The organism is Alteromonas sp. 76-1, from assembly GCF_900654235.1.
Lineage (GTDB): Bacteria > Pseudomonadota > Gammaproteobacteria > Enterobacterales > Alteromonadaceae > Alteromonas > Alteromonas naphthalenivorans.
Genome location: NZ_LR136958.1, coordinates 81,196 through 96,385 on the forward strand (window position 1 = coordinate 81,196; position 15,190 = coordinate 96,385).

The 15,190-nt window shown below is 45.2% G+C and carries 14 protein-coding genes and 1 tRNA gene; 9 read left to right on the top strand and 6 right to left on the bottom strand.

Going from position 1 to position 15,190, the window contains the following annotated elements; all coding sequences use genetic code 11:
* The first annotated feature begins 25 nt into the window (after positions 1-25).
* The 4 genes from kbl to glpG are packed head-to-tail and all read left to right on the top strand — an operon-like array spanning position 26 to position 3,436.
* On the top strand, positions 26-1,222 hold the full coding sequence (kbl, locus tag ALT761_RS00350; protein ID WP_129735633.1) for a glycine C-acetyltransferase: 1,197 nt from the start codon (positions 26-28) through the stop codon (positions 1,220-1,222).
* Complete coding sequence (gene tdh / locus ALT761_RS00355; protein ID WP_129735634.1) at positions 1,219-2,244, top strand: L-threonine 3-dehydrogenase; 1,026 nt, start codon at positions 1,219-1,221, stop codon at positions 2,242-2,244. Before kbl ends, tdh begins: the two co-directional genes overlap by 4 nt.
* A complete protein-coding gene (gene glpE / locus ALT761_RS00360) occupies positions 2,244-2,561 on the top strand; it encodes a thiosulfate sulfurtransferase GlpE (RefSeq protein WP_129735635.1) in 318 nt (105 codons plus the stop codon). Before tdh ends, glpE begins: the two co-directional genes overlap by 1 nt.
* Positions 2,558-3,436: a rhomboid family intramembrane serine protease GlpG gene (gene glpG, locus ALT761_RS00365; RefSeq protein ID WP_129735636.1), complete on the top strand. Its 879-nt coding sequence runs from the start codon at positions 2,558-2,560 to the stop codon at positions 3,434-3,436. The genes glpE and glpG overlap by 4 nt, the downstream gene beginning before the upstream one ends.
* Positions 3,437-3,473: 37 nt before the next feature.
* Here glpG and ALT761_RS00370 read toward each other — a convergent pair whose 3' ends face one another.
* Complete coding sequence (locus ALT761_RS00370) at positions 3,474-3,887, bottom strand: flagellar basal body-associated protein FliL (protein ID WP_129735637.1); 414 nt, start codon at positions 3,885-3,887, stop codon at positions 3,474-3,476.
* Positions 3,888-4,085: 198 nt separating this feature from the next.
* On the opposite strand from ALT761_RS00370, the gene ALT761_RS00375 reads away from it, so the two are divergent.
* Together ALT761_RS00375 and ubiA are read left to right on the top strand one after the other, a co-directional pair.
* Positions 4,086-4,655: a chorismate--pyruvate lyase family protein gene (locus tag ALT761_RS00375; protein WP_129735638.1), complete on the top strand. Its 570-nt coding sequence runs from the start codon at positions 4,086-4,088 to the stop codon at positions 4,653-4,655.
* On the top strand, positions 4,639-5,535 hold the full coding sequence (gene ubiA / locus ALT761_RS00380; protein ID WP_442858136.1) for a 4-hydroxybenzoate octaprenyltransferase: 897 nt from the start codon (positions 4,639-4,641) through the stop codon (positions 5,533-5,535). Before ALT761_RS00375 ends, ubiA begins: the two co-directional genes overlap by 17 nt.
* A 54-nt stretch (positions 5,536-5,589) precedes the next feature.
* Here ubiA and ubiK read toward each other — a convergent pair whose 3' ends face one another.
* Positions 5,590-5,853, bottom strand: a complete 264-nt coding sequence (gene ubiK, locus ALT761_RS00385) for a ubiquinone biosynthesis accessory factor UbiK (RefSeq protein WP_129735639.1) — start codon at positions 5,851-5,853, stop codon at positions 5,590-5,592.
* Between the two features lie 141 nt (positions 5,854-5,994).
* Between ubiK and rep the strand changes: the two genes are divergently transcribed.
* A complete protein-coding gene (gene rep, locus ALT761_RS00390; protein WP_129735640.1) occupies positions 5,995-8,010 on the top strand; it encodes a DNA helicase Rep in 2,016 nt (671 codons plus the stop codon).
* A 155-nt stretch (positions 8,011-8,165) separates the two neighbouring features.
* On the opposite strand, the gene ALT761_RS00395 is transcribed toward rep, so the two are convergent.
* Positions 8,166-10,766 carry a sensor domain-containing phosphodiesterase gene (locus tag ALT761_RS00395; protein WP_129735641.1) on the bottom strand — a complete coding sequence of 867 codons (2,601 nt, stop codon included), beginning with the start codon at positions 10,764-10,766 and terminating at the stop codon, positions 8,166-8,168.
* Between the two features lie 107 nt (positions 10,767-10,873).
* The gene (locus tag ALT761_RS00400; RefSeq protein WP_013786129.1) at positions 10,874-11,281 is read right to left on the bottom strand and encodes a c-type cytochrome; all 408 of its coding nucleotides are present in this window, start codon (positions 11,279-11,281) and stop codon (positions 10,874-10,876) included.
* 276 nt (positions 11,282-11,557) lie between these two features.
* Between ALT761_RS00400 and ALT761_RS00405 the strand changes: the two genes are divergently transcribed.
* A tRNA-Arg gene (locus ALT761_RS00405) sits at positions 11,558-11,634 on the top strand.
* A 72-nt stretch (positions 11,635-11,706) separates the two neighbouring features.
* Here the strand turns inward: ALT761_RS00405 and ALT761_RS00410 are convergent.
* Positions 11,707-12,993 (bottom strand): type II toxin-antitoxin system HipA family toxin, encoded by a 1,287-nt coding sequence (locus ALT761_RS00410; protein ID WP_129735642.1) that lies wholly within the window; start codon positions 12,991-12,993, stop codon positions 11,707-11,709.
* Between the two features lies 1 nt (position 12,994).
* Positions 12,995-13,255, bottom strand: a complete 261-nt coding sequence (locus ALT761_RS00415) for a helix-turn-helix domain-containing protein (RefSeq protein WP_129735643.1) — start codon at positions 13,253-13,255, stop codon at positions 12,995-12,997.
* A 394-nt stretch (positions 13,256-13,649) separates the two neighbouring features.
* On the opposite strand from ALT761_RS00415, the gene nhaC reads away from it, so the two are divergent.
* Positions 13,650-15,059 carry a Na+/H+ antiporter NhaC gene (gene nhaC / locus ALT761_RS00420; RefSeq protein WP_129735644.1) on the top strand — a complete coding sequence of 470 codons (1,410 nt, stop codon included), beginning with the start codon at positions 13,650-13,652 and terminating at the stop codon, positions 15,057-15,059.
* Positions 15,060-15,190: the final 131 nt, after the last annotated feature.

Below are 15,190 nucleotides of genomic sequence, written 5' to 3' on the forward strand. Positions count from 1 at the left end.
TTTTTTATTAATTTCGGAGTCTGACATGTCAGCGGCATTTATCTCTCACCTGCAAGCGCAAATTGAGGCCACTAAAGAAGATGGTCTGTATAAAAAAGAGCGCGTTATTACTTCACAGCAACAAGCAGATATAGACGTGGCCAACGGCGAGCATGTCATCAACTTCTGTGCGAACAACTATTTAGGTTTGGCTAATCACCCCGACCTTATCGCTGCGGCCAAAAACGGCCTTGAAACCCATGGGTTTGGTATGGCGTCTGTGCGTTTTATTTGTGGTACGCAAGACATACACAAGCAGCTAGAAACTGAAATCAGTGGTTTCCTAGGTACCGAAGACACCATTTTATACCCTTCATGCTTCGACGCTAACGGCGGGTTGTTTGAAACTTTGCTTGGCCCAGAAGACGCTATTATTTCAGATGCACTTAACCATGCCAGCATCATCGACGGCGTACGTTTGTGTAAGGCAAAGCGCTATCGTTATGCCAACAACGACATGGAAGCTTTGGAAGATCAGCTTAAGCAAGCCATTGCCGACGGCGCACGATTCAAAGTGATTGCCACAGATGGCGTATTTTCGATGGACGGTGTTATTGCCAACCTTGCAGGTATTTGTGACTTGGCTGAAAAGTACGATGCACTGGTAATGGTAGACGATTGTCACGCCACGGGCTTTTTAGGCGAAAACGGCAAAGGTAGCCATGAGTACTGCGACGTAATGGGCCGAGTGGATATTCTCACTGGTACTTTGGGCAAAGCTATGGGCGGCGCATCTGGCGGTTACACATCAGGCAAAAAAGAAGTGGTTGAATGGTTACGTCAACGCTCTCGCCCTTACTTATTCTCAAACTCTGTTGCGCCACCTATCGTATCGGCTTCACTTAAAGTATTCGAGATGATGAAAGACGGCGCAGCATTGCGTGAACAGCTTTGGCGCAATTCAGCCCACTTCCGTTCTCGTATGGAAGATGCTGGCTTTACCCTTGCAGGTAAAGATCACGCCATCATTCCGGTAATGCTAGGCGATGCACGCATAGCTAGCGACATGGCAGACAAGCTACTTGAAAAAGGCATTTACGTGATTGGTTTCTCATACCCAGTAGTGCCAAAAGGCCAAGCCAGAATTCGTACCCAAATGTCAGCAGGGCATTCTATTGAACACGTAGATAAAGCTATTGATGCGTTTATTGAAGTAGGCCGTGAAATGGGAGTGATTGCATGAAGTCGTTAGTTAAAGCAAAAGCTGAAAAAGGTATTTGGCTTCAAGATACTCAAGAGCCTGAAGTTGGCCATAACGATTTATTAATCAAAATTCGTAAAACCGCCATTTGCGGTACCGACATGCACATTTACAACTGGGACGAGTGGTCGCAGCAAACCATACCTGTACCTATGGTAGTGGGACATGAGTATGTTGGTGAAGTGGTTGGCATGGGTCAAGAAGTACGCGGCTTTGCCGTTGGCGACCGAGTGTCTGGCGAAGGCCACATTACCTGTGGTCACTGCAGAAACTGTCGTGCTGGCCGTCGCCATTTATGCCGCAACACCGAAGGCGTGGGCGTAAATCGCCCAGGTGCATTTGCCGAATACTTAGTTATTCCTGCGTTTAACGCATTTAAAATCCCTGACAACATCTCTGATGAACTGGCTTCTATTTTCGACCCATTTGGTAATGCTGTGCACACCGCCCTTAGCTTCGACTTAGTGGGTGAAGATGTACTCATTACCGGTGCAGGTCCTATTGGTATTATGGCAGCTGCTGTGGCGCGTCACGTAGGTGCCCGTCACGTAGTTATCACCGACATTAACCCGTATCGCCTAGAACTTGCCAGAAAGATGGGCGCTACTCGCGCCGTTGATGTTAGCAAAGAAAATTTGCAAGACGTGATGAACGAACTTGGTATGAGTGAAGGCTTTGATGTTGGCCTTGAAATGTCGGGTGTACCGGTAGCCTTTCGCGACATGCTAAAGAAAATGAATCACGGCGGTAAGGTGGCCATGCTAGGTATTCCGCCACAAGATGTGTCGGTTGATTGGAACCAAGTTATCTTTAAAGGATTGGTGATTAAAGGTATCTACGGTCGTGAAATGTTTGAAACCTGGTACAAAATGGCAAGTTTGCTGCAAAGTGGCTTAGATTTATCGCCAATCATCACACATACCTTTTCGGTTGATGACTTTCAGAAAGGTTTTGATACCATGGGTTCAGGACAATCAGGCAAAGTTATACTGGACTGGCAATAATGACAGCATTTTCACACATTAGTGTACAAGACGTAGCAAACTTCAATGGCGAAGTAGCCATTGTAGATATTCGTGACCCGCAATCATTTGCCAATGGTCACATGCCAGAAGCGAAGCCGTTGAATAACGATAACTTCGCGGCCTTTGTAGAACAAACGCCAAAAGAAACCCCTGTGGTAGTGGTGTGCTATCACGGTGTAAGCAGTCAGCAAGCCGCACGGGTAATTGCTGAGCAAGGTTTTAACACCGTTTATAGTATGGACGGCGGTTTCGAAGCATGGCGATTAGGCCAGTCTGTGGTGTCTGAAAATTCGTGAGCCATCCTTTAATTGCTTTTCGTCAGCAAGGCGTGGCGCATTTACTGGCTAACTACTTAGGTAGCCAGAATATTAGTGCCACGGTTAAGCCTACTGAAGCGGGTGATGAGTTTGTTGTGTTGTTAGCAGATGATAACGACGCACTTAAAGCGCGTGCCATAACTGAAGAATTTATTCAGCAACCCAATAACCCAAAATATCAACAAGCTGCTTGGCAGCATGGTGAAAACGTCGATTTAGTGCCCTCACGTCAATTCGATGCAAAAGGGTTTATTAGCAACGCATTATCAGTGCCTTTTACTAGCATTGTGTTTTTACTTTGCGTGCTGGTATATGGTTTGTCGTTGTTAGGCTTATTCAGCCCTATCGCGCAACACCTGCTCATGCAGCCCCTCAGTGTGCTTGCCGAAAACCATGAATGGTGGAGGCTATTAGGCCCCGCATTTATTCACTTCAGCGCACTGCATATTATCTTCAATCTGCTTTGGTGGTGCATGCTAGGCGCCAAAATAGAAAGTACCTTTGGTAAAAGCATGCTGTTTGTGGTGTTTGCACTGTCGGCCATTATATCGAACGTGGCTCAAGCGATGTTTACTACGCCAGTACAAGGTAACTTAATGCTCTTTGGCGGCTTGTCAGGAGTGGTATACGCTGTAATGGGCTTTGTATGGTGGTTAGGTTGGCTGAAGCCACAGTGGGGCTTGTCGCTGCCTAAATCGGTAATAGGTTTTATGTTGGTGTGGCTAGTATTAGGCTTTGCCGATGTGCTGTGGGTAAACATGGCCAATGCGGCGCACACCGCAGGATTAATAACCGGCTGTTTATTAGCAGGGTTGCTAAGCCTTGGAGCCGATAAACGAAAGCAGGGGCAATAGCGCCAGCGGTCTTGAACAGGTGCTGCTGTGGTAGCACCTAGCCTTGATATAAATACTTGGTAAAGATAACGTTTTTGATAACCTCGCCACCGGTTTCTTTTTTCATATGATCTTGAAGTGCTTTTAGAATGGCGCGGCGAATATCTTCTCTGCCCGTTAGCGATTTTACTTTTTCTTCAGGCTGTCTGCCGAAGATATCGATGGCCGTTGCACGTAATAGCGGCATATGGTGCTCTGCTATTTCTAGCTGATCTACGTCATAAATCATTAATTCAACGGTAACGCGAACATACCCAAGTTTTCTTGAAGACTCGCCAATGTAATTGGTAACGATGTCTGGCTCTAAACCAAGATAAGCAAAATTTGCCTTTTCTTGTGCAAATGCAGGCGCGAAAGCACTACTAACTAATAGAGCGGTAGCTATAAAACGTGAAGCAAGTGACTTTGTCATGATGAGAGCCAAAAATACCAATTAATTTAGATGACAGGCTGTAGTGTAGCAAATCATAGGTTAATGACACTACTGCAAAAGTACTAAGGTACACGTAAAATCAATATGCTAGCTATTAGCAATCAGATAAACCACCATGTCACCAACAAGTGATATGATACTTTTTTTATCATGTAAAATTATGACAGAGATTTGGTAGTGAGTTTTCCTAGCAGCTTTCCCGTTGGCTTAAATGTAGAGTGGATGCAAGCCGACAGCGCGCCCCGATACAATCCATATTTAAAAAATTGGTTGCTAGACACCGGTTCGTTAACTGAGCGGGTGCAGTCGCTTTGCCATCAATTTTCGTTAAACGTGTTAGGGCAGGCTGAAACCGCACTTCATGCGAACGAACAAAGCCTGCTGTCGAATCAACTATCACATCAGCCTTCACAGGCATTTCAGGTACGAGAAGTACTGTTGTGTGGAAATGCACTGCCGTGGGTATTTGCCCGTTCCGTTATTCCTAAGCGTTTGGTTGAAGCAGAACTAGCCAATTTAGGCAGTGAACCCTTAGGTAAGCGACTGTTTAACGATGCTAGGTTTATACGCTCTGAGTTTGAATTGTGCCAGTTGCCAGCAACAGCATTAGGCTTTGAGCGCACTCAACAATTATGGGGCCGACGTTCATTATTTACGTTAGGTGAAGACAGCATGATAGTGGCCGAAGTTTTTTTACCCGATGCCCCCGTTTATTATTCAAGGTACGACAATGGCACTGAATCTTAATCTAGCCCAAAACATCAATCATATAAAACAGCATCCATCTGCGTATATTCGCCTGATGCGGCTAGACAAGCCCGTGGGGATTTATTTGCTGCTTTGGCCTACCTTTTGGGCGTTGCTTATGGCATCTGAAGGCCTACCCAGTATAGGCATTGCGCTTATTTTTACCGCTGGTGTGGTAGTAATGCGCTCAGCAGGCTGTGTTATCAACGACTACGCCGATAGAAAAGTAGATGGCAGCGTAAAGCGCACCGCCACGCGGCCATTGGCTACGGGAGAAGTGACCCCTAAACAAGCACTAACCCTGTTTGCGGGGCTAATTATACTGGCCTTCTTGTTAGTGCTGATGCTGAATTGGCAAACCGTTGCTTTATCAGTCATTGCGCTGTTGCTTGCCGCTAGCTACCCTTTTATGAAACGCTACACCCACTTGCCGCAAGTGGTATTGGGCGCGGCCTTTGGGTGGGCAATCCCCATGGCGTTTATGGCAGTGTCTGAAACTGTGCCTGCGTATGGCTGGTGGCTGTTTGTGGCCAATCTATTATGGACGGTAGCCTACGACACCATGTATGCCATGGTAGACAGAGATGACGATCTGGAAATAGGGGTGAAATCTACAGCCATTTTGTTCGGTAAGTACGACGTGCCCATTATTATTGGGCTTCAAGTCACCATGCTAGTTATTTTGTATTTTATTGGCGGGGCTATCGAAGCACATTGGCCGTATTATCTATCGCTAATTATTGGGGCAGGACTGTTTTACCGACAGTATCAATTTATCAAGAACCGACAGCGAGAAGGGTGTTTTACCGCCTTTATCGAAAATCACTATGTTGGCTTGGTGTTTACATTAGGCTTAGTGGCAAATTTTTGGATAGGTTGAGCGGTTCAGTTATTAGTTAACACAATGAACCGCTTAGCATTAATGAGTGAAAAGCTATTCGGGTTTACTTGTGTCAGTTGCTTTCGCTTCTAATTGAACAATGCGAGCTTCCATTGCGTCTAACTTTTCGCGAGTGCGAATAAGCACCTGGCTTTGAATATCGAACTCTTCACGAGTGACTAAATCAAGCTTCGAAAGCTGCGACTGTAAAATCTGTTTAATTTTACCTTCAGCGCCTTCAGCCATGTTACGCACACCCGGTGGTACGGCGTCAGCAATCTGTTTCGCTAAATCTTCGAGTTTTTTCGGATCCAACATGGATTTCCCTTATAATGCGCTTCGTTAGAATAGGCTTCTATTCTATCGGTATCGCCATTTCTTGCAATGAAAAAGCACATTAAAGAAAAGCATGGCACACATTACACCTGTTAGGTTTTAGGAACGTAATTTAGGAACGCGATGAAATTAAACGATGCGCAACAATCAGCTGTCACTTTTGTGTCGGGCCCCTGCTTAGTATTAGCCGGCGCTGGCAGTGGTAAAACTCGGGTTATTACCAACAAAATTGCGCACCTAGTTAGAAATTGCGATATGCCAGCTCGGTATATTGCAGCGGTAACCTTTACCAACAAAGCCGCTCGCGAAATGAAAGAGCGGGTAGCCGAAACCTTAGGTAAGCCAGAAGCGCGTGGTTTGAAGGTATGTACCTTTCACACCATGGGGCTAACCATTATAAAAGCCCATATTAAAGAGCTAGGCTTAAAGCCTGGTTTTTCGTTGTTCGACGATAAAGACTCGTTGGCACTGCTAACCGATTTAACCGAAGACACACTAGACGGTGACAAAGATCAGCTTTCGCTATTACAAAGCTGTATTTCAAATTGGAAGAACGACTTACTGCTGCCCGATGCGTTACTAAAGCAAGCTACCAGTACCGGTGAGCGGGAATTTGCTGAAGCTTATAAGCGCTACCAAGATAACTTACGCGCCTATAACGCCCTTGATTTCGATGATCTTATTTTGTTGCCCACACTGCTGTTAAAAACCAGTGAAACCGTACGGGCCAAGTGGCAAAACAAAATTCGTTATCTGCTGGTGGATGAGTACCAAGATACCAATACGAGTCAGTATGAACTGGTAAAACTATTGGTAGGTGAGCGCTCGCGTTTTACCGTGGTAGGCGACGACGACCAATCTATTTATTCATGGCGCGGTGCCAAGCCACAAAACTTAAACTTGCTACAGCAAGACTTTCCACGCTTGAACGTTATTAAGCTACAGCAGAACTATCGCTCTTCAGGGCGAATACTGCATTGCGCGAACATTCTTATTCAGAACAACCCCCACTTGTTCGACAAAACCCTGTTCTCTGAATTGCAATACGGCGAACCGCTTAGAGTCATAGAAGCGAAAAACGAAGAGCACGAAGCTGAACGAGTGGTAGCAGAGCTGCTAGCGCACAAGTTTATGAACCGTACCAAGTTTAAAGACTACGCTATTTTGTACCGAGGAAACCATCAAAGTCGCTTGTTCGAAAAGTTGCTTATGAGTAACCGTATTCCGTACAAAATTAGTGGCGGTATGTCGTTCTTCGGGCGTACCGAAGTGAAAGACATTATGGCTTACTTGCGTTTGTTGGTGAACCAAGACGATGACAACGCTTTACTACGGGTAATCAACACACCAAGCCGTGGTATAGGGCGGGTAACCCTAGAAAAGCTGGGGAACTTTGCGAACAGCTTAGGCGTGCCTATGTTCGAAGCAGCTTGTCACCCTAATTTAAACAGCGTGTTGTCGGATAGAGCCTTCGATGCCGTATCGGGGTTTGCCCGTTGGATAGTAGAAGTGGCCGACAATGCTACCCGAGGCGATACCAAAGATGCCCTTCGTGGCATGATCAAGTCGATGAGCTACGAAGAATGGTTATACGAGCAAAGCGCTAGCCCTAAAGCGGCTGAAATGGGCATGGCGAACGTGAGTACGCTATTTGGTTGGGTAACCGACATGCTAGAAGGCAACGAGCTTGATAGCCCTATGAACCTTACCGAAGTAGTCAACCGTCTTATTTTACGTGACATGATGGAGCGGGGTGAAGACGACGGCGATGGCGATCAAGTACAGTTAATGACCCTGCACGCTTCTAAAGGGCTAGAGTTTCCTATTGTGTTCTTAGTGGGCATGGAAGAAGGCTTGCTACCCCATCAAAGCAGTGTAGATGAAGACAACGTAGAAGAAGAGCGCCGCCTAGCGTATGTAGGCATTACCCGTGCGCAGCGAGAGCTTATTTTCAGCCTAGCCAAAGAGCGCCGCCAGTTCGGTGAAGTTATAAACCCCGAGCCAAGCCGTTTCTTATACGAGCTACCAATAGACGATCTTCAATGGGAAAATCAAAAGCCGAAAGTAAGTGCCGAAGTGCGCCAGCAAAAAGGCCAAAGCAGTATTGCTAATTTAAGAGACATGCTGGGTAAGAAATAGCGCACACGGTTACGATTGGAAGAAGGTGACGCAAGTTACTCAAAAAAACCGTGACACAAGTCGCTGTAACAAACCGTGCTAATAGCGGAATGAAAAGGTGTTAGTGATACATAGCAGGTGAAGATAGCAACTTACCGCTAGGCGTAATGAAACAGCTAGCCAGCTAGCTGTTTCATATCAAGCACAGTAGCACGAGTAAGCACTTTACCTTGGGCGTAATTACACTCAATGTCGGTAAGCGCGTTTAGCTGTGCAGGTGAATCTACACCTTCGGCAATAACCTTAAATTTAAGGTGCTCAGAAATAAGCATTACCGATTGAATAAGCTTAAGGTTTCGCTGTGAACGCGGCAGCGAACGTACAAATCTGTGGTCTATTTTGATGAAATCGAACGGGTAGGCAAATAAGTAACTAAGCGACGCTAACCCGCTACCAAAGTTATCTAGCACTAAGGTAACCCCAGCACGTTTCAACTTCTTAATGGCAGGCAAAATAAACTGCGAACGGCGGTTTAAATCGTTTTCATCAAACTCAAATACCAAGTCGTGAGGCGATATTTTGTATTCGTCTATCAGTGAAATCATCTGATTCACCATAGAGGCTTGCAGCAAATGAATAATCGAAACGTTCACCGCAATACGGCCTTTGTCTTCGCCTGTTGCTTTCGCGTGAGCCAGCAACTCGCAAGCTTTGCGTAGCTGAAACAAATCCAAATCTAGAGTTAAGCCACTTTGTTCGGCCACTTGGCGAAACTGCTCTCGGGCTATTTTGCCGAAAGTAGGGTGGCACCAACGCACATACATCTCGTTATAGAGCGTTGTGTTGTCTCTTATATCAATTACAGGCTGTAAGAAGTATTCAAACTCTTCATCGCGCAAGGCACGGCGAAATTCGTTTTCTAGCTCTAGCTCTTCAATTAGGCGGTCGCGCATGCTCTTATCGAACATAACAAATCGGCCACGGCCCAAGGTTTTCGCTTGGTACATGGCAGCATCGGCATCACGCAGCACTTCATCGGCACTGCGATAATACGACTCTAAATTAGCTATACCGATACTGGCACCCGAATACATTTCGCGGCCGTCTAACAAAAACGGTTCTGAAATAGAGTTGATAATACGAGACGCCACTTCTTGCACATCGGTTAAATCTTCAAAGTTATCGAGTAACACAACAAACTCATCACCACCTAAGCGGGCCAATAAATCGTGCCCTCGAATGCATAATGCAATACGCCTAGCCACTTCAACCAAGAACTCATCACCCGCGTGGTGGCCCAAGGTATCGTTGATAACTTTGAATCGGTCTAAGTCGATGAACAACACCGCAAAGTAGTTGTCGGTGTAGCGCTGCTTACTGGCAATGGCGAGTTCAAGCCTGCTGGTAAACATCGAGCGGTTCGGAAGGTCGGTCAGTGAATCGTGATGAGCATCGTGAATAAGCTTAAGCTCAATCTCCTTACGCTCTTCAATTTGCTGTTTTAAATATTTGTTGGCTCTATCTAGCTCGGCAGTGCGTGCAGCAACTCTAAGCTCTAGCTCACTGTTATGGCGATGAATTTCTTCAGTACTGCGTTTACGTTCCATGGTTACCGCAATATGGTGCGAAACAAAGCGCAATAGCTCTAAGTCTCTTGCGGTATATTTAGCATGCTTACCATAGGTTTGTACCGCAATAACTCCAAACACTTCGCCATCTACCACCAGAGGCGACCCTAGCCAAGAGTTGGCACTGTTTAGCATGGTTTGGGCAACAGAAACGTCTATTTCACCCGCTTCGGCAAGTTCTAATACCCTAGGCGGGTTAATCAGTTCAGCTTGACCGGTACGCAGTACAAATTCAGTTAACCCCAACCCCATAGGGCGAGATTCCACTTCCGCATGTTCCATATCACTGAAATACGGAAACTCTAGCATCTGCTTCGACTCATCAATAATAGAGATAAAGCAGTTTGGTGCACTAATAAGGCGGGCTAGAATTTCGTGCAGACTAGAATAGAAGACCGACATATCGCCTTCTAGGTTGGCTGCTAATTCAGAAATTTCAAATAAGGCTTGTTGTAACGACTCTACTTTTTGGCGCTCAAGAATTTCTTCTTGAAGGTCGTCGTTAATTTTTCTTAGCTGGCGAGTACGTTCACGAATGGTACGTTCGGTTAATTCGCGGTTTTTAACCCGGTCAACCGTGGTAACAATGTGCTGAGAAACAAACAGCAGTACTTCTAAGTCTTCTTGGGTGTAATGCACACCGTCGTCGTAGGTTTGAACTACCATAGCACCAATTACTTGGCTGCCACGTTTAAGTGGAACCCCAAGTAATTCAAACGGCTGCGAACCAACTAATTTGATGCCGTGATCTTCTGCAAATATTTCTTCTTCAGCACGTTTATAAAACAAGTGCTGACCGGTGCGCAATATAAAGCCCGTCATGCCATCCATTAACGAATCGGCGGGTAACTGCTTTACGGTTTGTTCGTCAAATTCATCAACGAAATAGGCGAAGTCGACTATTTGGCTGTCTTGTTCGTAGAAGGCAACAAAGAAGTTATCTGCGTTCATGAAGTCGGCAATGATTTCATGAATAGCGGTATAAAGGCGGTTTAGGTGACTAACAGAACTTGCAAGCTCGGAAATGTCGAATAGCGCTTTCTGAACTCGTTCAGCACGCTTATATTTATTAGTGAGTTGTTGAAGCTGCGGGATAATTTCCCGCAGCTCTTCTTCTGTCAACTCATACTGCGTTGAATCTGATGACATTCCGTTCGCCGGCAAGTAAAAATAGCTTATTCTTAGATGCGGTTAAATTACCCGATCTACATCAAAAACGCTACTTTTTCCAACACATTGTACGTAAAGATAGAAGGTTAGATACCTTCTATCATGTACTCAATTGCGGCTTTAATTTCATCATCAGAGCACGAAGCACAAGTACCACGAGGTGGCATAGCGTTAATACCGTTAAGGGCATTTTGCCATACGCCGTCTAGGCCTTTTTCGTCTAAGCGCGGCTGCCAATCAGCGGCTACGTGAACTTTAGGTGCACCAAGTACGCCAGAACTATGACACGCTACACAGGCAGAGTTATAAACATCTTCACCCGACTTAGCACCACCACCTGCAGCAGCAGGGCCAGCAGCTTCAGCGCCAGCTACGTGTATCTGACCAACCGGCTTAATACGGTTAGCAATATCGTCGTTACTCATTTCTTGTGCTTGCGCCGCAAACACCGTAAGTGCTGTAGCTGCAACAATAAACCAGGTTTTCAATTTCACATCTGTCTCCAGGCAATCATGAACTTTAATTAAAGTATAACTGGCCAGATTATAACGGTAATTCAAGCCCGAACAACTATTTGCTACCAATTACCTATAAAAAGTAAGGATAAAGTACCTTTAAAACCCATTAAAGTAAGAGAATTACACAAACCAGTTGATGCGAGCCCATGGCCTAAGTATTATTACGCCGCGCTTAAGCAGGAAGTTTAACCACACCACGTTCTTATTCCTTTAGAACAGGTTAAATTTTTATCACATTAAGCCATTTTCAATGCACCCGTAGCTCAGCTGGATAGAGCGTCGCCCTCCGGAGGCGAAGGTCACAGGTTCGAATCCTGTCGGGTGCGCCATTTTCCTCGAATTCTCTTGTCGACTTTTAACAGAACAACCGATTAAGGTAGTTGCGCTTAATCTCTGGCTATTTAAAACAACTTTTTAGATGCTTGCTTTCTCAGTCCAGAAAATATTGCCTCCGCTACGTAGGGTGGAAAGTTATCGGGAATTTTACCTTCGACTTTAGCAATAGCGTTTTCAATATTATCGACAAAGTATTCGTAGTGTGATGCAGCTTTGTCCGAAGGGTATTTCACCTGCAATGCAGTCGATACAAAATGACGAGGCTGAATATCGTTCCATTTCCAGTGCGTATTTTTGCCTTTTAAAGACATGGCCATTTTAATCTTTTGCGGCTGTAAGGCTTTTTTAGTCATTACAGGAAACGCCGACAAGACATCATATAAAGGGGTCATTTTATATGTGTTTTCAGGCTCTAGAAATACGCTAAAATTCTTACCATGACCGTCAATAGCGGCAATGAGCCAAAAAAATATCTGAGCCCTAAAAAAAGTTTCTCTATCTTTCCCGTTAGACGAAGCCGTGAGCAAATTTAAGCAGTCCTTAATTCCTGGGCCACCATCAGATTGGTATTTTTGAGCAGATGAAATGCCCATTGCCTGACAAAAGTCTTCTTGGGGTAGACGCATGAGCCATGAACCGTCAGATGCGTATTTACGGTCAAAGCGTTCAACGCTTAGAACTTTCTGGTCACCAAAGTAAAGCACCTCTGAATTAGCCACATTAAAACCAAAGGTTCTCGCCAGCTCTAGGCAAATAAATTCGTTCTCACAACTATCGGTTAAATCGATACCCACTTGCGGTAACTCGCCCATGGGTAATTTCATTATGTGACTTGTTGGTGTTGAGCCCGTCGGCTTCGCCCATTGTTGACCTGTTTTAAGTAGCGCGGTTTTTTCCTGGGCGCCAGCAATTGAAATCCGAAAGTCATCATCGTCATTTTCCATTCCAAGCGCTGTATGTTTGTAGCCTTGCAATAACTTCTCAACGTCTAGATCTGACAGAACCTTATAGTTTAGTTGTTGTACAGACTCGGTTTGTTCTGAGGCTAATTGAATAGCGCCCACACAATCTTTGCCTATCGCCGCTAAAAGATCGAACGCATGTCCAGAGCCTACATTGAACCTAGCTTGTATTTTATTTCGTATGGTTAGACTATCGGGAAGCAAATTGTCGAAGAAGTTATACACTACGTCGCCAGCGTATTTTTGCTTTGTAATAGGTAGCGACAAAGAAATAGGACGTGCGCCTGCGCGCTTCATCCAACGTTCGGTATAAGAAAAATGGAGCCCACCGCTCTTATCTTTTAACAGTGTACCTACTTTTACCCCGTTAAGGCTTACCATCAGCTCCATATTACCACTCCTGAACCCAGCCACTATCAGTCTTTTGGCCGCTTTCATTTTCTTGCTTTGGCTTAAGTTCAATAGAGAGACCGAGTTCATGCGCAATTTTAAAGAGGGTATCAATACGGGAGGTACCGGCAGAATTTTCAATAGCCGAGATGGTTTTTTGCTTTAAACCAACATGCTCGGCCACATCGGTCTGCGTTCGTGCCAGATTATTTCGATGCAGCTTTATATAATCAGCCAGTTCTTTTGAGTTATTAAGCTTCATTACGCCTCTCCACTATTGATCTCTTAAAGGCATAACTTTAAACGTAATCCCTAAAAGGTATATTAAGTTCAATATACCCTTCGCGGTATATATGTCAAATTATACCTTGCAGGGTGTAATCTATTTTAAAGACATGATTGAATGGGGGAGTTAATCGATGTAAATCGGCTAGTGCTCATGAAACTCTCAATCCCTTTATACACACTGTGTAGACGCTTTTCGCCGGGGTAGACCGATTAAGCCCTTTTCGACGAGGCCTCCTTACGAGGCGAAGGTCACAGGTTCGAATCCTGTCGGGTGCGCCATTTCTTTCTAATGGATTAATTTTCTTAGTCACAAGACTTTTCAAAGTAGTTATACTCCTTCTCACGACTTCATTTTTAAGTGCGCCAACTTGTCTTTTACTTCGCCTCACTCTATACGTAGCCCCAGCTTTGCCCAGTCATTGCTATGTTTCAGCGTTATTGTCGCGTTGATAGCGGGCGGTTTGTTTGGCTTAGGCATTAGCCTGCATGCATTAATTTTCTTGTGTTTGCTTTGGGCTGGTATTAATGCCTTTAGTTTGGGGTACAACTACCTGCAAATCCGTGAATTAATGACCAGTGCATTAACGCGGGCAATGCCGGCAATATATATTTTTATCCTCATTGGAATGGTTATCGCCAGCTTTATGCAAAGCGGGACTATCTCAACCCTAATTTATTACGGCCTAAGTTGGCTGAACCCCAGTATATTCTTGGCGGTGGGATTAATTTTGTGTGCGGTAATGTCGGTAGCCACAGGTACGTCGTGGGGCACGGTGGGTACTATGGGAGTAGTGCTAATGGGCATTGGCGAAGCCATGAATATACCGTTACCTATCATCGCTGGCATGGTAGTAGCTGGCGCTACGTTTGGCGATAAAATGTCTCCGATTTCTGATACCACCAATCTCGCGGCGATGAGTGCGGGCACCACTATTTATCGGCATATGTATGCCATGCTGCTAACTACACTGCCTAGCTTTCTTCTAACTTTCGTAATTTTTTTAGTTATAGGCTTTACCTACGCAAGCCAAAGTTTGAATGTTGAGGAGATATACAAAATCAGAGCAGCGCTTGCCAGCCACTATAACCTTGCGCCTTACATTACTTTGTTACCGCTAGTGTTGTTAACGGTAATGAGCATTAAAAAAGTTCCAGCTGAAGTTGCCATGTCATGCAGCATTCTTCTTGCCGTTATCATCGCTATTTTCTACCAAGACACCAACACAATTAGCGTACTCAATGCACTTTGGGAAAACACCCCACAAAATACAGGTATCGCAAATTTAGATGCATTACTAGGCCGGGGCGGCATCAGCAGTATGAGCTGGACGCTATTGCTCGCATTAATGGCCATAGCATTGGGCGGTATATTGCACGGTACAGGCTTTTTAGCGGCGTTACTGTCGGGCATTATTAAAAGGGTAAAGCGCACCGCAACGTTAATCGCCGTCACCATAGCATCAGGTTTCTTAGGGAACGTGGCAATGGGCGAGGCATATATCTCTATTATTTTAAATTGCCAATTGTTTAAATCAAAATATCAGCAACAGAAGCTTGATCCTTCCGTGCTTTCTCGATCAGTGGAAGAAGGCGCTACCATGACCACGGGCCTTATTCCTTGGACAACGGCGGGGGCATTTTACTCTGCAACCCTAGGGGTTGAGGTTCTCGACTACGCGCCCTATGCATTTTTTAACTATCTAAATGGTGTTGTTGCGATAACCATGGCTGCATTGGGCGTAGGTTTATTGAAAGAAAAAAGGGCACAACACCACTGACGTACCAATAAGCAGCCCGCCTGCTAAACCGGCTAATGGTTCAAACGGGTTTGCTGTCTGGTTTTCCAACGCACTCTTAACGTTTAACTGTGCACGCACTAATACCCACAGGTTATTTCAGTATTAGTGTG